Consider the following 19,259-nt stretch of genomic DNA (forward strand, 5'->3'; position numbering starts at 1 on the left):
GAGTGAGAGATTACCGCTACTCCCGGCTAGTCCTGGGACTTCGCGGAGTCGAGGGCTTCAGCGGCGGCTGCTTCGGCGGCGTCGTCGTCCTTGTCGTTCTTGTCGTTCTTGTCGTTCTTGTCGCTGTCGCGGAAGCGGCTGAAGACGTCGAGGACGGACTTGATGCGTGCCTTGGTGTTCTTCTCCGCGGCGTCGATCTCGTCTTCTTCCTTGGATTTAGCGGGCAGTTCATTGGCGAATTCTGCAGGCGGCTGGCCGAGATTGGGCTCGATGCCCTCGATGACCTTCTTTGACAGAGCGCGGTTGGCCATGGTGCCGGCGACAGCGCCAATGCCGAACGGCATGAGCTTGCCTAGCCACATGCGGCGCAGGCGGCGCTTCATGGATTTCAGCAGCTGACGGGTGAGCATGCTGTTGGCCTGGTTCAACGTCGGGCCGGAGAATTTAGACACCGTCGCCATGGACGGGACCTTCTGGGCGTTCGGGCCGATGAGCGTGTCAACGATCGCCGCGCCCTGCGAACCCGACAGCACCATCAGGACGATGGCGCGGCGGCGCTCCGCATCCGAGATGTCCACGCCGCGCAGGTACGCGGAGCCGACGGTGTAGACGGCGGCCAGGTCGACGAAGACGAGCGATTCGCCTGCAATCGCGGCGGCACCGGTGAAAAAGCCGATGCCCGGAACCGCGGCGGCGCCGCCCGCACCAGCACCGGTGCCGGAGGCGGCGTAGAGGAAGTGCTTGTCCATGATCGCCTGGATCTCCGCCGGCGAGGCATCCGGGTTGGAGCGGCGAAGGTGGTCGACATAGGCGCGGATCACGGCGGACTGCAGGCGCACCGCCCGGTCCAGTCCGCGGATGAAGGACCGGCCCCAGATCGTGGCGTTCTTCTCGATGGTCGCCGGATCCAGCTCAGCTGGAGCGGCGGCCGATTCGTCCTTCTTGTTGTTTTTGTCCTTATTGAACAGGGCCATGGTGTGGCGCCTCCTTTATGCGCGCATGCGCGGGATTCACGCGCTTCAGTGCAGTGTCATCTGGCCCGTGAAAAGCCGATGCGCACCAATTTATAGGACGAAGCGGTGGGTCGTCGTCAAGCGCGCTCTGCGGTGGAACTGCCAGCCGTTTCTGAGCTGGCGTGGCTACAGTGGCGAGTCATGGTTACCGAACCCGTCGTGCGCACCACCGCTGGCCTCGTCCGCGGCATCGTGGACCCGACGACGGGCATGCGCACGTGGCGCGGCGTACCGTACGGCGCACCGACGCACGGGGAGCGCCGCTTCCGCGCCCCGCGGCCGCCCGAACCGTGGGACGGGGAGCGCGACGCTGGCCATTTCGCGCACCCGGCGATGCAGGGCACCTACGGCTGGAACGACCGGGTGAAAGGCACGGAAGACTGCCTGGTGCTCGACATCGTGCGGCCGGACACCGACGACGAGCTACCGGTCGTGGTGTACATGCACGGCGGGACATTCCTCACGGGGTCCTCGCACGAGAAAGTGCTGCAAGGGCACCGTTTCGCGCAGGCGACGGACATCGTCTACGTCTCGATCAATTTCCGCCTCGGCGTGCTGGGGTATCTGGATCTGCGCTCGCTCGGACCCGACTGCGTGGGCAACCCGGGGACGATGGACCAGATCCTGGCGCTCGAGTGGGTGCAGGACAATATCGCGGCTTTCGGCGGCGACCCGGACCGGGTGACCATCATGGGCGAATCCGCGGGCGCGGCGTCGGTGACCACGCTGATGTCCTCGCCGGTCGCGCGCGGGCTGTTCCACGGCGCTGTCGCCCAATCCGCGCCCGCCGCCGCGGTCCACTCGCGCATTCAGGCGGCCATGTGGGTGCGCAAGCTTCTCGACGGCATGGGCCTGTCCCGCCTCTCCACCCTCCAGGACCTGCGCGAGGTCGACGGCGAAGAACTGGTGCGCGTGGGCAACTCGCTGCTCATCCGCAGCGGCGAGCTGCCGTATTTGAACCTGGCGTTCATGCCCACCGTCGACGGGGAGGTGCTCCCGGCCCACCCGATCGACGTGTTCACCGCTAACGAAGAAGCGCCCGTGCCGCTGATCATCGGCTCGAATTCCGGCGAAGCCAGCTTCACCAAGGCGATGTACTTTTTCAGCCGCTCCCGCGGGCGCGCCGCCCGCCGCCTGCTCGAAGTCTTCGACCCCGGGCATGCCGACGCGATTCTTGCGGCCTACAACGGCGCCCAGACCCGCTCCGATTTCGCGGAGCTGATCGCCGACGCCGTCTTCTGGGCGCCCTCGGTCCGACTGGCCACGGAGCACCGCCGCGTCGCGGACGTGTGGATGTACCACTTCGACCACGCCGCTCCGGCCGTGAAGCGCCTCGGCATCGGCGCCGTGCACACCGCCGACCTGGAGGCCGTGTTCGGCGAACCCTTCACCAGCCCCGCCGGCATCCTCCAGCGCCTCGGCCCGCAGAGCGATTTCGAGACCGTCAGCGAGATGATGCAGCGCAACTGGGGGTCGTTCTTCCACACCGGCCAGGTGGGCGAGGAGTGGCCCGTCTACGGCTTCCGCTCCGACGATGCGCCGGGCCGGGCGACCGCCGTCATCAGCGCGGACCCGAAGGTGGTGCGCGACCCCAAGGCGGAGAAACGCCGTGCGTGGGAGGGCTTCAAATTCACCAGCTGGGGCAGCGGCCGCCCGGAGATCCTCGAGAGCTTGACCGATTTCCTGGGCCTCGACCCCGAGGACATCCCGTGACAACCGTGATGGCGGAGACAGGCACACGTACGCTCACCGGGCCGCACGACCTATCAACGCAAAAGCACATGTGAATCACTTTTCAACCGGTGCGTTGCCGCAGGAACCTAGCTAGGCTAGGTGCGGCCAGGCGGAACGCGTCTTAATCATCCAGCAGGAGGGAGCTGCCGTCATGAGCTTTTTCGAGGACATCGCCGCAGGCCTTGACCGTGAAGGTATTGAGTCGCGCGTCCACGACGACACGATGTTCGTACCGATCACCTCGGATGTGGAGATCCACTTCGTCGAGATCGACCCGCTGCTTCCCGCCGCGAATGTGTACATCGCCGCCGCCGACGTGGACGAGGACGACGACGAATTCGAGACCGTCTTGGTCTCCGTGGTCTTCTCTGTTGAAGACGCGGTGCAGACCGCGGTGAAGCACATGGCGACTGACCAGGTGATCACGGTGCTCAGCGACTTGCTGGAGGGCACCGACGAGCGCATCGGCGACCTGGATTTCTTTCAGGACCCAGTCGACCCAAACCTGGTCCGCGCCGAAGTCGGCGACAACGCCGAGCTGCAGGTCCAGGTCGAGCTCCAGGACGGCACCCCGTGCGCGGCGGTGACCTTCATCGCCTTGCCCGAGTCCTACGACGACCTGCTGGATGACGCGATCGGCGAGCTGTGGGAGTCCGATGGCGACGCCGAACTCACCGACGAGGACCGCGAACGCCTCTTCGCCAGCCTCCACGCGGAAGCCGTGGCCGATGTGGAAACCCTGGACCTGGGTGTCTTCGTCGACTTCGACCGCCTCTTCGATGTTCTGTCGCTCGCCGCCGACCAGGCCGAGGACTGGGAGTCCCAGCTCCTCCCGTTCGACGACGAGGACTTCGACGAGCCCGAAGTCTACGACATCTTCGGCGCTGACGACCCGGACGACGAGGACGAAGACGAGGACGACGACCTCGATGACGAAGACGATTACGACGAAGACGACCTCGACGACGAAGACGAAGATGACACCGTCGCCGAGGACGTCGACTACGAGGACGAGGTCTAAGACCTAGGCGGCGGCCAGGCCCTCGAACATGGAGGCGGGGGAGTAGACGGGTGTGAACGTGCCGTCCACGAGCCAGACGAAGGTGGTGCCGGTCGGGGAGTAGACCTCGTGCACCGCGCCGGCCAGGTTGGACGGAACAAGGACACGCACCCACGCTTCGGCGAGGTCGCGGTCGACGGTGATGCCGGTGACATCGGTGAAGCGGGCCTCGATCAGATAGGCGGGGATATGGGATTCGCCGTAGCCCTTGATGCGGGCCTTCGCGCGCGGGCCGACGCGGCGGCGGGTCACTGCGACCTTGAGCTGTGGCCCGTGCCCGATGCGGGGTAGCTCCCGTGTCGGCGGCCGCCACGCGGGTGTGGGGCGGGCGAGCGAGCGCGGGTGGTGGATCACGGCCTCGAAGCGGTCGAGGGCTTCGGAGTGGGTGGAGCGGATCTGATGGGCGAGTTCTCGTGTGTTCGTCATGGCCCTCAAACTACGAACCGACCCCGACATAACTGCGCCGTCATTCGAACACTGTTTCGAACAAAGGGCGCAAAATAAACTGCGACGTGGCTTTACGGACCGAAACGGGTAGCCTGTTGGGCGCTATGACAACCCCCTCTAAGGCCAGCCGTTGGGCTGCGCATAGACATGCCCGTGCGGAAGCGAAGGCCGCGCGCGGGCCGGTGCCGCCGATCCCGCAGGAGATCTGGGTGCTCGTGTCCGCGGCGTTCTTGATCGCGCTCGGTTACGGACTGATCGCACCGATCATCCCGCAGTTCGCGGAGAGCTTCGGTGTCTCGATGGCGGCGGCAGCGGCCGTGGTGTCGGTGTTTTCGGCAGCACGGCTGGTGGGGGCGCCGGGGGCGGGACGGCTCGTCGATAAGCTCGGCTCGCGCAAGATCTACTTGTCCGGCCTGGTCATCGTCGCGGTGACCACCGGCTTGGTCGCAATCGCGCAGGAATATTGGCACATGATGGTGCTGCGCTTCCTGGCGGGGCTCGGGTCGACGATGTTCACGATCTCGGCGCAGGCGCTGATTGTGAAGGTGGCGCCGCCGCAGATCCGCGGGCGGGCGAGCTCGACGTATGCGACGGCGTTTCTGCTGGGCAATATCATTGGACCCGTTGCGGGTGCTGGCCTGTCGTTTCTGGGCATGCGCTGGCCGTTCGTGATCTACGGTTTCGGCGTAGGCTTGGCCGCGTTCGTGGTGTGGGCGCGTCTGCCCAAGTCCGACCATGACGTGGACCGCGCTGCGCGTCCCCCGATGCGTCTCGACGAGGCGTTCGCCCACCCCAGCTACCGCAGCTTGCTCGCATCGATGTTCTCCCAGGGCTGGGTGAACATGGGCGTGCGCGTGGCGATCCTCCCGCTGTTCGCGGCGTCCGTGTTCACGCACGGCGCGGCGATGTCCGGCCTCGCGCTCGCGGCGTTCGCCGCCGGCAACGCGGTGACGCTGCAATTCTCCGGCCGGCTTTCCGATGAGATCGGCCGCAAGCCCATGATCCTCTCCGGCCTGGCTACCACCGTTGTCGCGACTGCGACCCTCGGTTTCGCCACTAGCTTCTGGCCGCTGATCGCTCTGTCTGCGCTCGCCGGCGTCGGCGGCGGCCTTCTCGTGCCGAGCCAGCAGGCGACGCTGGCGGACATCATTGGCAACGACCGCTCCGGCGGCAAGACGCTGTCGGTGTTCCAGATGTGCGGCGACGCCGGCCAGGTGCTCGGCCCGATCGTGATCGGCGCGCTCGCCCAGTCCCACGGGTTCCCGACCGCCTTCGCCGTGTGCGGCGCCGTCGCCGCCGCGGCCTTCACCGTCTGGGCGCTCATGGGCCAGGAGACCCGCCCCAACCGCGCGGGCGCAGCGATGACATCCAAAGCCACCAGCACAACGAACACCAGCGCCACAACGACCACGACCACACCCACAACAAGCACGACCACAGAAACCCCCGCGAAGGAGCATTAATGCGCATCATCTACGACTGCGACCCGGGCGTGGACGACACCTACGCGCTGATCTACTTCGCGGCCGCCGCGCACGCCGGCACGCACGAGCTGGAGTGCGTGACCACCACCAGCGGCAACGTGGACGCCGACCAGTGCGCGCGCAATGCCGCGTGGATCCTCACGTTGTGCGGCCTGCCCATCATCCCGCTCGCCGCCGGCATCCCGGAGCCCCTCGGCTGGGACCTGACCACCGCGCCAGAGACCCACGGTGACACCGGCCTGGGCTACGCGCACGCCCCAGAGCGCCACGTGGAGCATGACTGGGACCGCCTGTGGATCGACGCGATCGACCGCGGCACCGAGGACCTCCACCTCATCGTCACCGGCCCCATGACCAACCTGGCCGCCTTCCGCCGCCTCCACCCGGAGCATTACGCGAAGCTGCGCCACATCACCGTCATGGGCGGCGCGTTCACCTACCCTGGCAACACCACGCCCACCGCCGAGTGGAACTTCTGGGTCGACCCCCACGCCGCCAAGGAGGTCTTCGCCGACGCCCCCGCGCCGATCACCGTGTGCCCCCTCAACGCCACGGAGCAGATGCTCCTCACCCCCGAGCGCCTCGAACACATCAAGCACACCCTCGGCGCCGCCCCCATCGCCGAGCAGCTCGACTCCATCACCCGCTTCTACTTCGAGTTCCACGAGGAGATGGGGGAGGGCTACCAGGCCCAGATCCACGACCTGTTCACCGTGCTCACCGCCACCAGCGCCATCACCCCCGAACCGCAGCTGACCACCGTCGACGTCGAAGCCGACAGCGACCTCACCCGCGGCACGTCCGTCGCCGACACCAAAGACTTCTGGGAGCGCGACCCCAACGCCGCCATCATCACCCACACAGACACCGCCACCATCGAACACGCATGGACGCTCTTCGACGACGCCTCCCACATCCTCTCCCGCATCGCCGCCGGCGACGCCGCACTGGAGAAGCTCCGGCACCTGCGGGCGGAGGACTAGGGGCTTAATTTTCTGGGGAATGTCGGATTAAGTCACATCTACTTAAATCGGCCGGCTCCACGGAACGATCAGAACAGCCGATCCGAAAAGGAATCGGTAGGTCCAAGAAGTTCATCTTGGCGCATTGCTTTCGGAGGTTCTTTCGACTCAGCTTTGAGAATTCGTTCTAGTTCTCGGCGAGCTAGATCTAGAAGCTCCTCCTCGTTCATTGCTTGAAGATTTCTGAATCCTGCCTCAATGTTAATTCGTTGAGCTAAACGGCGGGCAGCGTCAGCGGAGGGGAGCGAATCAGGATTCTCGGTCAGCGCGGACATTAGAGCCCAACGTAACTTTGGGGTGCGTCCGATTAGGCCTTCGAAAATGTACTTCCTTCTGTCATCGTTTGCTAGAACCCAACTTGTATATGCGTAAGGGTTGCCGAAATGGTTGGTGAGTGGGTATTTGAACTCTCTGTCGAGTGTAAGATTGGTAATCCACCATAAGCGTGCAATTCCATGCTGGACCAGGTTTCTAGCTTTGGGTTCGACCATCAACCAATATGTGGGTACTCGACGAGGATAAAACCCCTCTAGACTTCGTCTCTGTTCCATATAGGACCTGTGTGTTACGAAAGCTAGGTATGACCATAACCGAGGATCAGATGCCACGACCCGGTCTCTAGGGCCCAGATCTTCGAAAACTGAAACCGCATTCCTGGGCTCATGATCAACTTCTAATGGTTGGCTCCACTCGATTGGATATTTGAGCCTTACTAGATACTGTTCGTCATCCTTAATCTCATCTGTAAAGGCCAGGAAATCAGCGGGATTATCTTTCCTATTAAGCTCGGCTCGAAGGAGCAGCAGTGCCTCCTCCGTGAACATGTGAGTGGTGGCGTCAACAAGCATCAAAGGTCTCCATCCTGCAATTCGATCAATTCGGCCAGGGCTTTTTCATTTACGCGGCTCAATAACTCCTGGGCAGTCTGTAGGGGGTTTGAAGTATCCAAATTGAGTTCTTTAATGCGTTTAAGTAGGCCCTGGTACCAGTTCGTATCTACATAGTCGTCTTGGTTCGGGTCCTCAACTGACTTATTGATCAGGTTTATTGCGTCTACAAGGACGGGGAACACAATCACACTGATTTTCGATGCGTCGAATTGACCGGGGCTTAGGGATTGAAGGTTGTTTCCAAAACTCTCAGAAACTTCGATGAGGATTTGGTCCTCAAGGCTGTCATAAGAGACTGACATAGGCTCTGCAATGTCTGCCGTGATGATTCGAAAGAGGCTGCCCAGGGGCGGGTCCATTGCATCGTAAATCTTGCGAACTTTGAAATTGAAGCCGCTGAGAACCGCTAAGACATCCCCTTTTGAGATCGAGAATGTACTAGACCCGTAAAGGTGATTCTGAGATTGCCAGTGAAAATTCGGCAGATCAGTGGCTGCTACCAGATCGAGATCGATTTCCACTTGGCTTCTAACTTCTTCCTGAAGCAAGCTGAAACGCAAGTTCCAACCATAGTGGGTTTTCTCAGTCTTGTAATCCGCTGTGCCCCTTGCGAGCGTAGCGGCGCAGTCCCAGCTAACGACAAATTTCGCCTCCCCTGTATTCACAAGATCGCGAATCTGAGGGTCATCAGTTTTAATTGGAATTTCAAAGGTGATCAGGTCCGAAAGCGGGTGAAAGACAACGCCATCCTCAACAGCATCGAGATGCGCGTTGACATCGTTTCCGTTGCCCACTACTGGATGAGGGTAAGAGCTGTATTTCATTAGTCAATCCCCAACCTCAACCGACGAGGTTCCTTGAACTGGACAGTTAGTTGCTTTACTTCTGTATCGGAGAAGTTCAAACCTAAGATGGTATTTCCAGAAAATTCCAGCTCTACTTCGTGGTCTGCGAGTTGCTCGGTGACCCGCGATATCCCTAAGTCGTAACTGTCGTCAACACCTTGCTCACCGATCGCGTGTAACGGTAGATTTCCCGTCGTTCCTACAGGAGCTTCCAGAGCAACCCGTAAACTCTCGTTTTCTGTGTTGAACCAGCAAACCATGTCATTCAAGAGACTAGCTACGCTGGCTCCACCCGGGCCTTCTGATCCATTTGATTGTTTGCTGCCTCCCTCGGATCTTTTGCTTGCATTCTTTCTAGATCGGTTGCCGCCTAAAGCATCTTCTTCTCCGCCGGGGATAGCCGGTTTTCTAAGTCTGGGTCTCACAGCTGCTCGTTTTCGAAACTCAATGGGTACGGGTGTTTCATCCCCATGCACAGTTGCTGATTCGGTATCGTTGTCCTCCCCCAACGACGATGGAGAATTCGAGAGCGGCAACTCATCGAGAATTGGATTTCCGAGGCTTGAAGGCAGTAACTCATTCAACCCCTTTATTTCGATTTCCTCGCCTTGCTTCACCGAAATAAGTGAACGAATAGCTTGTCTGATGAATGCATGTATCTCTCTTACGAGCTTCTTTCCCAGAGGGAAATCTGGGTCATCACGTACCCAGTCGTCGTGAGTGGGAGGTTCCAAGGATCTAAGTAACTCGTTGCCGGAATCATCATCGCAAAGAAACACCGCTGCGTAGTTCGGTAGCGATCGAGGACGGTAGTCAGTGACCGTCATCAGAGGAGAACGCATGAGGAGGGTGTGGTGCCTCTTACTGAGGGTTGGATCCAAATTCACGAAAAGCTTCACTTCACCGAGGCCATCAATGCTCCCGATTATTGGTTCTTGCTCAAGCGCATAATAGAAGGGCTTGATATGAGGAAAATCGTCGATCTCCGCAGCCAATGTAGCGGCATTCAGAATCCAGGTTGACTTCGTTGTTTTTCCTTCTACTTCAAGTTTTCCGTCGCGGATAGCTGCGAAGAAATTCTCAACGAAACATTTTCTAATTTCTAACAAGTCAGGATCCGTTTCGGCCCCCCGATAGGCTGGAATGAAAGTATCGGTTCCGGGTTCTAACCGCTTATCAAAACCCATAAGAGGAGCGGTTGTTCTCAAGTACTCGAACTCATTCTGCTTCTCAATATTTAGAAAGAAACCAGTCGCGTCGAATCTCTCGTCTCCGATAGTGTGGGTGGCGAGATCGGTTCTCGCTGCTAGAACGGTCTCATCCGGGTTAGCAGCAGTAGCCGTGGTCCAGTAAGTTGTGAAGATTCTTGAATTGAAGGTTCCAGCTGCTGCCCCGATTCCGTAGGAGCCTCCTTTTCCACGGGGCTTGGCGCTGACTCCGTTGGTTCGAGTCAAAGCCGCGAGAGCTGAGTTGGTATCGTTTTCGTGACCTTGAAGCCCAGTTGTGTTGTAATCCGATATTCTCAGCACCGGAATTCTGTTGCGTTCTAGCGTCGAAACTGCACTTTCGTAATCTTTGCTCGGGCCTGTCAGCGAGCAAATTGTTTCGTGTGAAGCTCGAATGTGGAGACCTAAGGTTTCTATTCCAGGGATGGATTCAGTGGGAAAGTCATTCAGCTCAAAGACCATTCTTACTGGGCCGTTTGAGCCAGGGGCTTTCGCATCCAAAGAATTCTGGCCCAGTTCGCGCACAAGCGACTTAATCGGTCCCTGTTTTCGGAAATGAGCGCGCCTAGAGTCGTTTTCCCCCTGGGTCAGTCCCAAGGAGGCGGGGATGAAATGGAAATCGTAGGTTTGATCCGGCATCGTTATTCGGTCCCTTCCGATGGCAAGTTGCGTTCGAATTCCTTCTTCGCCGCCACTAGGGCAGTATCAATTTCCTCAAACAATCGAGATACTTGTTCGGATGTGTACCTATAGTTTTTGGTGTTGGAAAGGTTTGAAATTAAACGGATCTCATGAACGAGCCTGGCTTTTCGACTTTCTGACAGCCTTTCAAATCTTTCGCTCTTCGCTTCATGCATGTCCACCCCTCCAAATATTGGATATATTTCCACAATATAGCATCTATGCTGTATGTGCAAGGGCGAAAAAGTTTTGATCCGTCCTCAAGGGTTCTGGGCCCGTTTTATTGCCACCCTCGACGTGGGGGTGCAGTTGCAGGTGAAAAGCTTTACTCGCACTTCGCTTGCGGCCAAGCTAACCTTCGGGAATCACTGGAGCATCCTCGTGAGGATCTTCTTGAGTCGCAATGCGCCAGAATCGCCCGTCAATCTCGGTTACTGGGCCTTCGAAAAGTGGTGAAGTTTCCACGACTCGCACTGCAACCGAGTCTCCGTCTTTGGTAATGGGGAGACCAAGCTCTTCCGCGATCCTTGTGTGGCGTTTGTAATCACCGAGGATGAGAATGCCTTCGGGTAAGAGCGCAGACCGTGCTCCGCCGTTGTAGCGGATTCTCTTCATCGGGTCCTTTTGTCGGGCTACAGTGTAAATAATCCCTCGGGGAATGATCTGATTCTGAACTACACGGAAAAGGTTGTTTATACGTTCCTGTCCCGACCTGCTTTCCATGATGAATTCGGCATCATCGGGATGAAGATGGAGTAGGACGTTTTTCGGATACGGTTCGTCGTACCATACCCACTGAATATGTTCGCGCCCTTTGAGGCTAATCGTCCGTTTCCGGTCTCGATTGCCGCCGACATTCAGAATGTCGTCTGTCACGTAGACGAATCCCACTCTGAACGTTGAGGACACTTCGTTTGCATGGCACAACATGGCGTAATTGCCGACTGTTTCTAGCGGGATCATCCAGCCAAATGGGGCCTTGGAATATTTGCAATCGACTTCCAGATCAGCGATGCGGAAGTCCATCTTAAAGCCGTCGTCGATGACATCGGCGAAATGGCGGCGGATATTGATCTCGACGAGAGAACCTATGTGCGCGAGTTCTGTCTTGCTCAGATCCTCTGGCCGGAATCTACCGGTGTGTTGGCCGTCGTAAGCTTGGTCGAAGGTCTCGCGGAAAATGCGCCCCATCTCTTCGCCGGTTGGATCTCGATGACGAAAGAGTTCAACGAGCGCGCTGGTATTCTCTTCGAAAGTACCCATACCCGGCAGATTAAGTGAAACCATCGGCGTTCGCTTAAGGATTAGCCGACGAGTTCTAACTCGATGTTTTCGGCGGTAGCCGGTTTCCTGTCGAGGAGAGGGTTCTTTTCCAAAGCATTCGAAATGGATTTACCGATCGCCGCAGCGACTGGTGGGGGAAATGCGTTGCCCACTTGTCGCCACTGTGCAGTTTTTCCTCCGGCCCAGATCCACTCCTCAGGGAATCCTTGGATAACTCCCCCCATTGCAACTGTCAATCGCGGCAAGTTATCAGGATCCCCGACGGGAAAATCTCGGGAAGGTGATTCTTCGGCAATTGAGGAGCCTTTTACACCGAGCCGTTTCCATGCTTCTTTTGCTCGCGTTGGTCCCACGTCAGCTCCACCGTGCTTTTTTGATCCGCCAACCAGAGTGGGTGCAACGGTGTTGGCTTGCTTGGCCCATTCGTCTGCGCCTGGCCAACCGTCTTGGGCCATCAGGTGATGGAGTGCTTCGCCAACGGTCAGAATCTTTGGTTGTGCTTCAGGCCAGGCGAAAAACTCTGCATACTCCCGCTTCAGGGCAACGAGAATGAACCTGGGTCTAAGTTGCGGGACACCGTGATCGGCAGCCTGGATAAGTTTCCAAAAAACCGTGTAACCCAAGTCGTTTAGGGCTTCGATAATTTGTGCTCGGTAGGAATCGAAACGTTTTTGCCCCAACCCTTTAACGTTTTCTAGCATTACTGCACGCGGGTTGATCTCATCCACTAAACGCAAAGCTTGGGGGAATAGATCGCGTTCATCATCAGATCCGAGTTGCTTGCCGGCAATAGAAAAAGGCGGGCAGGGTACACCGCCGGCGAAGAGATCAATCTTTCCTCGCCAAGGTCGACCATCGAAATCATGGACGTCAGTTTCGTGGACAGGCCAATATTGGGCTCGCTCGGCGCACCCTCGATTGCTTCGTAGGGTTTCGCACGCCCAGTTATCAATCTCTACAACAGCTGCATGCTCAAAGCCAGCCCATTCCAATCCCAAGGCTTGGCCACCCGCACCTGCGCAAATCTCAAGGGATGAGAGCGCTTTCCCGGATCCCATTCTGACTATGACCTCTCTGAAAGTTTCTGTCGCCGTCTGGCCTGATAATGCTGTTCTCTAGGTAAACAACGTTTCGATCACCCTAGAGCTTTACTTGGCACCATAGATAATCGGTCAACCTTTCGCAGATGAAGCATCGCACAAATGTTCTAGCCACTGATCGGGTTCACCGTCGGAACATCCGCCGGCGCCCAGTCGAGATTTAAAAGATCGGTCTACGGAACCCAACGGGAGTCGGCGTGCTCGGTGAGAGTGGGTTCGGCGTCGGGGGAGAGGGTGCAGTGGAACGTCGATAAGCGGACCGTGCCGAAGTTGTACTCGTACTCGGTCGTGGTGATGTGCGCGCCCACGGTGGCGTCGACGAGCAGCTCTTCCTTGAGCTCACGCGCGAGGGATTGCTCAGGTGTCTCGCCCGGCTCGATCTTGCCGCCGGGGAACTCCCACTTGCCGGCCAGGGCCTTGCCGGCACCGCGCTGTGCCGCAAAGACGGCACTGTCGCGGATGATCACGGCACCGGTGACATCGATAAGCTTTGGCACGAGATAGAGGGTAGTGGGGAGGGATGCGGTTCGCGCGCGGTTGCTACCTAGACCGGCAGCTCGCCCACACGCGCCGGGTCCACGGCGACGACGAGATGCTCATTGCTGTCGGGGCCGCAGGAGGGGTACTTGTTGAACTTCTGGTCTTCGTCGCCGGGGAAGAGGTAGTTGCTGCCGCCGCAAGTCCAGCCGTTGGGCGCGGTCCAGAACGCGCCGGAGCCTTGCGGGGGCATGCCGGACGGGGAATCGGACATGTAATCGGAGAAGACGTCCATGGCTTCGTCGCAGTCCACGCCGTCGGTCATGGCCACGATAAACAGCGGGCTGCCGTCGCCCAGGGATGTCACTTGGCCGCAGACGGTGCCGGCGGTGACGTTTGTGCGGTCGTCCTTGGGCTTCGCTTTGTTGCTCCTCGTGTCGTCCTCGGCTGTGGAGTCGTTCTCTTCGTTCTCCTTCTCGTCCTTTCCATCCGCCGACTTTGGTGCGCTCGTGGTGGGCTGTGCGGGCGTGTCGGCGGTGTCTTCGGCGGAGGACGTCCCCATAGTGGTCAGGATGGGGCCGTTGGCGCTGTCCTGGTCGGAGGAGCAGCCGGTGAGGGTGAGGGCTGCGGCGGTCAGGATGGTGGCGGCGAGGCGGGGACGGGAAAGGCGCATGAGTACACAGTCTAGGCGGTCAGTGTGGTGGGGGAGGGCGGTGTGTGCAACGCTCTGTTTGCGCTGCTGACTGCGGTGAATGCGGTTAATCTATGCGAAATAATTGCGCCGGGCACCTCGTCCACTGCATGGCTCTTTCGGCACAGTGCGTGGGCGTGGTGGAAGAAGGTTCGGGGATGAAGAACGCAGGTGTGATACTCGCGGTGCTCGGCGCGGTGGCGCTGGTCGGGGCGGTCATTCTGGGGTTGGTTGGCGGCTCCGGGCTGCGGGCCGCGATTGAGGCGCCGAAGGTCACCATCGAGGGCGGCAGAGGTGTCGTGGAGCTCGAAGGGGACACCGAATACAGGATCTTCGAAGCGGAGAATGCCCCGGAGACGGTGTCGTGCGAAGTGAGGTCCTCGGACGGTGCGGTGGTGGACCAGCGCACCGCGGGAGTCGCGCTGACGCTGGACATGGAGAACGGGACGTGGACGTCGATAAGCCATTTCGGCACAGGTCAGGCCGGCGGGTACGCGGTGGACTGCACCAATGATGTTGTGGTGACCACCAAGGCCGCGACGGACGCGGTCGGGCGCGGTGCTGGCGGAATCTTGGGATCGGTGTTCGCTGTCATGGGCGCACTGTTCATGATCATCGTCGGTCTGTTGATGGCCGTGGTGGGCAACCACAGGGACAAGCAGCGCCGCGGATAGCGCGGGTCGTGGGGGACGCGTAGTACTGAAGTGTCCTGGGTTTAGTTCCGATCATTTCTAGAGAAGGATTGGAATCATGCCAAGGAAGTACAGTGACGAGTTCAAGGCCAAGGCAGTGCGTTTGGCTGAGGACCTCGTTGAGCTCGAAGGGTGTTCGAAATGGGGTGCAGCCGTAGAGATCGGTGAAAAGCTCGGCATTCCAGCGCACACGCTCAACGATTGGTTGAAGCCGAATATGGTCTCGTCCGATGTTGAGATTGGCGCCGGCGAGTCAGCGGCTGACGAACTGAAGCGGCTGCGGAAAGAGATTAAGGAGCTACGCAGGGCTAATGAGATCTTGAAAACCGCGTCAGCTTTTTTCGCGGCGGAACTCGACCGTCCCACCAGAAGATGATCGAATACATCGATGCGTATCGCGATCGCTTCGGGGTCGAGGCTATCTGTCGCACATTGAAAGAGACAGAATGTGGGTTCATCACCTCTCGCGGCTACCGAGCAGCGAAAACACGAGCGCCGTCGGCGAGGAGTTTGTCAGATGCGCTGCTCATTCCTGAATTGGTGAGGGTCTACGAGGACAACTTCAGCGTCTACGGGGTCCGCAAGATGTGGAAGGCTATGCAGCGCGCCGGCTGGAGCATCGGTCGTGATCAGACCGCGCGTTTGATGAAGCAAGCTGGCATTTACGGCCGCAGGCGTGGCCGCACACCGATGACAACGCTTCGGGCCAACGTGCCGGATTGCCGCCCTGACCTGGTCAACCGTGACTTCACTGCCCCCGCACCGCACCGGTTGTGGGTCGCTGACATTACCTATGTGCGCACCTTGTCTGGTTTTGCCTACACCGCGTTTATCACCGATGTGTACTCCAGAAAGATCGTCGGTGTCGCGACTCGGGCGAGCATGCGTACCGATGAACTGCCGCTGGAGGCCTTTGAGCACGCCCTGTATCACGCTGGTGATCTTCGCTCAGAAGGGCTTGTCCACCACAGTGACCGCGGCTCGCAGTATGTGTCGATCCGTTACGGTGAAGCGCTCGCCCAGGCGGGTATCGATCCGTCTGTCGGCACCGTTGGCGACTCCTATGACAACGCGTTGGCTGAAACGGTCAACGGGCTCTACAAAACAGAGCTGATTTATCCCCACCGGCCGTGGGCATCGGTCGGTGAAGTCGAGATTGCCACCCTTCGCTGGGTGCACTGGTGGAACAACCAGCGACTTCATCAATCCCTAGGATATATCACTCCACAGGAGATGGAGGACGCTTACTATCAACGATCAGGCGCTCAAACGTTGGGCGTTAAATAAGCGGAACAAAAACCAGGACGCTTCAGTACTCACTCCGTACTCGCCACCACGGTCATTGCTGCTTGTGGGAGCCGTCACCACCGAGTTGTGGTGGGCAACCACGGGGACAAGCAGCGCCGCGGATAGCGCGGGTCGTGGGGGACGCGTAGTACTCACTCCGTACTCGCCACCACGGTCATTGCTGCTTGTGGGAGCCGTCACCACCGAGTTGTGGTGGGCAACCACGGGGACAAGCAGCGCCGCGGATAGCGCGGGTCGTGGGGGACGCGTAGTACTCACTCCGTACTCGCCACCACGGTCATTGCTGCTTGTGGGAGCCGTCACCACCGAGTTGTGCAAATAGCTATAGGGCCCGCGTTGGCGGTAGGCTTTGGCGGTGATGAGTATTGATGACAACGCCGCTGAAGACCAGCAGGCGAATACCCCGGCTGAGACGGAAAACACCGACGGTTCGAACGCGGATCAGGTGCAGTCCAGCCACGAGGCGCAGACGCAGGGCGAAACGGAGAATGTTTCGGACGCTGCAGGCACTGCAGAAGAGAATGGGAACGTGAACAACACAGGGGCCGCAGACGAAGCTGCGGAGCAGAACAACAATGAGAACCCGGTCGAAGGTTCGGCCGAGGTCGCGACCGGGAATGTGAACGAGAATTCCGCAGAGAAAGACGGCGGAAAGGGGACAGAAGAGGCGTCGTCAAGCACTGGCTTCGACGCGCTTGACCTGTCGGGCGATTTGCTGACCGCGATCAAGAAGGTCGGCTTCGAGGAGCCGTCCCCGATCCAGGCGCAGACGATCCCGCTGCTGCTGGAAGGCCGCGACGTGGTCGGCCTCGCGCAGACGGGTACGGGCAAGACGGCGGCATTCGCGCTGCCGGTGCTCGCCCAGATCGACACGAAGGCGCGCCACCCGCAGGCGCTCGTGCTCGCGCCGACGCGTGAGCTCGCGCTGCAGGTGTCCGATTCTTTCCAGTCCTTCGCCGACCACTTGGGTGGCGTTTCGGTGCTGCCGATCTACGGCGGCCAGGCGTACGGCATCCAGCTGTCTGGTCTGCGCCGCGGCGCACAGGTAATCGTGGGCACCCCGGGCCGCGTCATCGACCACCTGGAGAAGGGCTCGCTGGACATTTCCAACCTGCGCTTCCTCGTGCTCGACGAAGCGGACGAGATGCTCAACATGGGCTTCCAGGAAGACGTCGAGCGCATCCTCGAAGACACCCCGAACGACAAGCAGGTCGCACTGTTCTCCGCGACGATGCCGAATGGCATCCGCCGCATTTCGAAGCAGTACTTGAACGACCCGGCAGAGGTCACGGTCAAGTCCGAGACGCGCACGAACACGAATATCACCCAGCGCTACCTGTTCACCGCGCACCGCAACAAGCTGGACGCGATCACGCGCATCCTCGAGGTCACCGAATTCGACGGCATGATCGTCTTCGTGCGCACCAAGCACGAGACCGAAGAGATCGCCGAGAAGCTCCGCGCGCGCGGATTCTCCGCCGCCGCGATCAACGGCGACATCGCCCAGCAGCAGCGCGAGCGCACGGTCGACCAGCTTCGCGACGGGCGCCTGGACATCCTCGTCGCCACCGACGTCGCCGCGCGCGGTCTGGACGTCGAGCGCATCTCGCACGTGCTCAACTACGACATCCCGAACGACACGGAAAGCTACGTCCACCGCATCGGCCGCACCGGCCGCGCAGGCCGCACGGGCGAGGCGATCCTGTTCGTCACCCCGCGCGAGCGCCGCATGCTGCGCTCCATCGAAAAGGTCACCGGCGCCGAGATCGAGGAGATGGACCTGCCCACCGTGGACGAGGTCAACGTCTCCCGCATGGCCAAGTTCTCCGACTCCATCACCGAGTCGCTGGAGAACGACCAGATGGACCTCTTCCGCAGCCTGGTGCGCAGCTACTCCGCCGACCACGACGTGCCGATGGAGGACATCGCCGCCGCGCTCGCCGCGCAGACCTCCGGCGACGAGTTCCTCATGAAGGAGCCGCCGAAGGACAAGCGCGACCGCCGCGACCGCGAGAAGTGGGACCGCGACGACCGCCGCGACCGCGGGCGGGGACGCGACCGCCGCGACCGGGATGACCGCGGGGGACGCAGCCGTTATCAGAACGACGACCCGAACTTCGACACCTACCGCCTGGATGTGGGCAAGCGACAGCACGTCCGCCCGGGCGCGATCGTCGGCGCCCTGGCCAACGAGGGCGGCCTGACCAACCGCGATTTCGGCCGCATCACAATCGGCGGCGACTTCACGCTCGTCGAGCTGCCGAAGAACCTCGACCCGGCCGTCCTCGACCGCCTCACCGACACGCGCATCTCCGGCCAGCTGATCAATATCCAGCGCGACCACGGCGCACCGCCGCGCGATCGTCGCGGTGGACGCGGCGGCTACCGCAAGCGCGACGACGACCGCGGCTACCGCGGCGGCGGACGCGGCCGGGGCGGTCATGGCAGCCGCGACCGCGACGACCGTGGTGGACGTGGCGGCCGCGGCGGCGGACGAGACCGCGGCTGGCGCGACTAGCCAGAACCCCGCAGGGCAGTAGATGTCATGCGGAGCGTGAGGGTTGAGCTCTCGGTGCGCCTGCAGCGCGTTGCGCTGCGGGCGCCTTTTGCTGTGCTGAGCCCCGGCGCCATCATCGGCTACTTGCTGTTCATCGTGGTCGCCGCGGCACCGCTTGCGGGGCAGGTCCTCCGGCTCTTCTAAACAGTGTCTGCGGACAGGAAAACGCCCCCGCGGCGGCGCACTTCGTGTCGTTGAGTGCGCGGCCACGCGGGGGCGTGGTGCTTTCAGTCCGTCTTGTCGGGCTGTGCTGCGGGCGCTCGGCTTAGGCCGGGGCCGGCAGGAACATGAGGATCAGGGTGACGAACCACAGCAGGCAGAAGATGCCGCCGCCGGCAGCTGCCTTGACGCGGGCGGAATCGAAGTCGGTGGCGATGTCGCGCGGGTCGGCGTCAGCCGGGTGCAGGGCGCCGAGGCTGCCCATCATCTTGCGCTGCTGCGGGATGACCATGGCGAACAGGAAAACCCAGGCGAGGACGCTGAGCACGATCGCGGTGTGCATCCAGTAGTTGGACTTGTGGGTCTCCCAATCGAAGGCGAGCAGGCCGCCGCCGAGCAGCGGGACCAGCAGGGAGATCAGGCCGTACTTGGTGGACATGCTGTGCAGGAAGGACGCGCGACCGACGGCTTCTTCAGAGCCGGACTGGGCGTTCTGTGCGGCCTTCGGGAAAGCGGACACGGCGACGGTCACCGGACCGATGAGAAGGACAGCAGCGGCAACGTGCAGGAAAAGCAGAAATGTTGTCAT

17 protein-coding genes and 1 pseudogene are annotated in these 19,259 nt (G+C 60.5%); 8 read left to right on the plus strand and 10 right to left on the minus strand.

Annotated features, from left to right (window positions below; all coding sequences use genetic code 11):
- Positions 1 to 26 precede the first annotated feature (26 nt).
- Complete coding sequence (locus CAPP_RS04510; RefSeq protein WP_076599968.1) at positions 27 to 974, minus strand: hypothetical protein; 948 nt, start codon at positions 972 to 974, stop codon at positions 27 to 29.
- A gap of 180 nt (positions 975 to 1,154) precedes the next feature.
- Between CAPP_RS04510 and CAPP_RS04515 the strand changes: the two genes are divergently transcribed.
- Positions 1,155 to 2,726, plus strand: coding sequence for a carboxylesterase/lipase family protein (locus CAPP_RS04515; protein ID WP_076599969.1), 1,572 nt, complete (start codon positions 1,155 to 1,157; stop codon positions 2,724 to 2,726).
- 172 nt (positions 2,727 to 2,898) lie between these two features.
- Positions 2,899 to 3,768 carry a hypothetical protein gene (locus CAPP_RS04520; protein ID WP_076599970.1) on the plus strand — a complete coding sequence of 290 codons (870 nt, stop codon included), beginning with the start codon at positions 2,899 to 2,901 and terminating at the stop codon, positions 3,766 to 3,768.
- A gap of 3 nt (positions 3,769 to 3,771) precedes the next feature.
- Here CAPP_RS04520 and CAPP_RS04525 read toward each other — a convergent pair whose 3' ends face one another.
- Positions 3,772 to 4,233 (minus strand): hypothetical protein, encoded by a 462-nt coding sequence (locus tag CAPP_RS04525; RefSeq protein WP_143313932.1) that lies wholly within the window; start codon positions 4,231 to 4,233, stop codon positions 3,772 to 3,774.
- 125 nt (positions 4,234 to 4,358) lie between these two features.
- Between CAPP_RS04525 and CAPP_RS04530 the strand changes: the two genes are divergently transcribed.
- Both CAPP_RS04530 and CAPP_RS04535 read left to right on the plus strand, forming a co-directional pair.
- The gene (locus CAPP_RS04530) at positions 4,359 to 5,717 is read left to right on the plus strand and encodes an MFS transporter (RefSeq protein WP_084560776.1); all 1,359 of its coding nucleotides are present in this window, start codon (positions 4,359 to 4,361) and stop codon (positions 5,715 to 5,717) included.
- On the plus strand, positions 5,717 to 6,721 hold the full coding sequence (locus CAPP_RS04535; RefSeq protein WP_076599972.1) for a nucleoside hydrolase: 1,005 nt from the start codon (positions 5,717 to 5,719) through the stop codon (positions 6,719 to 6,721). The genes CAPP_RS04530 and CAPP_RS04535 overlap by 1 nt, the downstream gene beginning before the upstream one ends.
- Before the next feature lie 68 nt (positions 6,722 to 6,789).
- On the opposite strand, the gene CAPP_RS04540 is transcribed toward CAPP_RS04535, so the two are convergent.
- The 7 genes and pseudogenes from CAPP_RS04540 to CAPP_RS04570 form a co-directional block, all read right to left on the minus strand.
- On the minus strand, positions 6,790 to 7,608 hold the full coding sequence (locus tag CAPP_RS04540) for a DUF6339 family protein (protein ID WP_143313933.1): 819 nt from the start codon (positions 7,606 to 7,608) through the stop codon (positions 6,790 to 6,792).
- The gene (locus CAPP_RS04545; protein WP_143313934.1) at positions 7,608 to 8,474 is read right to left on the minus strand and encodes a hypothetical protein; all 867 of its coding nucleotides are present in this window, start codon (positions 8,472 to 8,474) and stop codon (positions 7,608 to 7,610) included. The genes CAPP_RS04540 and CAPP_RS04545 overlap by 1 nt, the downstream gene beginning before the upstream one ends.
- Positions 8,474 to 10,360 (minus strand): hypothetical protein, encoded by a 1,887-nt coding sequence (locus CAPP_RS04550; protein ID WP_143313935.1) that lies wholly within the window; start codon positions 10,358 to 10,360, stop codon positions 8,474 to 8,476. Before CAPP_RS04550 ends, CAPP_RS04545 begins: the two co-directional genes overlap by 1 nt.
- A gap of 393 nt (positions 10,361 to 10,753) precedes the next feature.
- Positions 10,754 to 11,665 (minus strand): NaeI family type II restriction endonuclease, encoded by a 912-nt coding sequence (locus CAPP_RS04555; RefSeq protein WP_143313936.1) that lies wholly within the window; start codon positions 11,663 to 11,665, stop codon positions 10,754 to 10,756.
- A gap of 41 nt (positions 11,666 to 11,706) precedes the next feature.
- On the minus strand, positions 11,707 to 12,744 hold the full coding sequence (locus CAPP_RS04560; protein WP_076599975.1) for a DNA cytosine methyltransferase: 1,038 nt from the start codon (positions 12,742 to 12,744) through the stop codon (positions 11,707 to 11,709).
- A 218-nt stretch (positions 12,745 to 12,962) separates the two neighbouring features.
- Positions 12,963 to 13,283 (minus strand): annotated as a pseudogene (locus CAPP_RS04565) ((deoxy)nucleoside triphosphate pyrophosphohydrolase); the annotation flags it as partial.
- Between the two features lie 47 nt (positions 13,284 to 13,330).
- Entirely contained in the window at positions 13,331 to 13,936 is a 606-nt protein-coding gene (locus CAPP_RS04570; RefSeq protein ID WP_076599976.1) for a hypothetical protein, read from the minus strand.
- A gap of 176 nt (positions 13,937 to 14,112) precedes the next feature.
- On the opposite strand from CAPP_RS04570, the gene CAPP_RS04575 reads away from it, so the two are divergent.
- The 4 genes from CAPP_RS04575 (at position 14,113) to CAPP_RS04590 (ending at position 18,655) form a co-directional block, all read left to right on the plus strand.
- The gene (locus CAPP_RS04575; protein ID WP_076599977.1) at positions 14,113 to 14,628 is read left to right on the plus strand and encodes a hypothetical protein; all 516 of its coding nucleotides are present in this window, start codon (positions 14,113 to 14,115) and stop codon (positions 14,626 to 14,628) included.
- Between the two features lie 76 nt (positions 14,629 to 14,704).
- Positions 14,705 to 15,933, plus strand: a protein-coding gene (locus tag CAPP_RS04580) for an IS3 family transposase (protein WP_290173260.1) whose coding sequence is annotated in 2 segments (ribosomal slippage) — positions 14,705 to 14,981 and positions 14,981 to 15,933 — 1,230 coding nt in all. Because the reading frame shifts where the segments join, the coding sequence is not laid out codon by codon here.
- A 379-nt stretch (positions 15,934 to 16,312) separates the two neighbouring features.
- On the plus strand, positions 16,313 to 18,472 hold the full coding sequence (locus tag CAPP_RS04585) for a DEAD/DEAH box helicase (RefSeq protein ID WP_076599994.1): 2,160 nt from the start codon (positions 16,313 to 16,315) through the stop codon (positions 18,470 to 18,472).
- A 36-nt stretch (positions 18,473 to 18,508) separates the two neighbouring features.
- Positions 18,509 to 18,655 carry a hypothetical protein gene (locus CAPP_RS04590; RefSeq protein ID WP_159437747.1) on the plus strand — a complete coding sequence of 49 codons (147 nt, stop codon included), beginning with the start codon at positions 18,509 to 18,511 and terminating at the stop codon, positions 18,653 to 18,655.
- A 121-nt stretch (positions 18,656 to 18,776) separates the two neighbouring features.
- Here the strand turns inward: CAPP_RS04590 and CAPP_RS04595 are convergent, their stop codons facing one another.
- On the minus strand, positions 18,777 to 19,259 hold the full coding sequence (locus CAPP_RS04595) for a DUF2269 domain-containing protein (protein ID WP_076599993.1): 483 nt from the start codon (positions 19,257 to 19,259) through the stop codon (positions 18,777 to 18,779).

The organism is Corynebacterium appendicis CIP 107643 (genome assembly GCF_030408415.1).
GTDB lineage: Bacteria > Actinomycetota > Actinomycetes > Mycobacteriales > Mycobacteriaceae > Corynebacterium > Corynebacterium appendicis.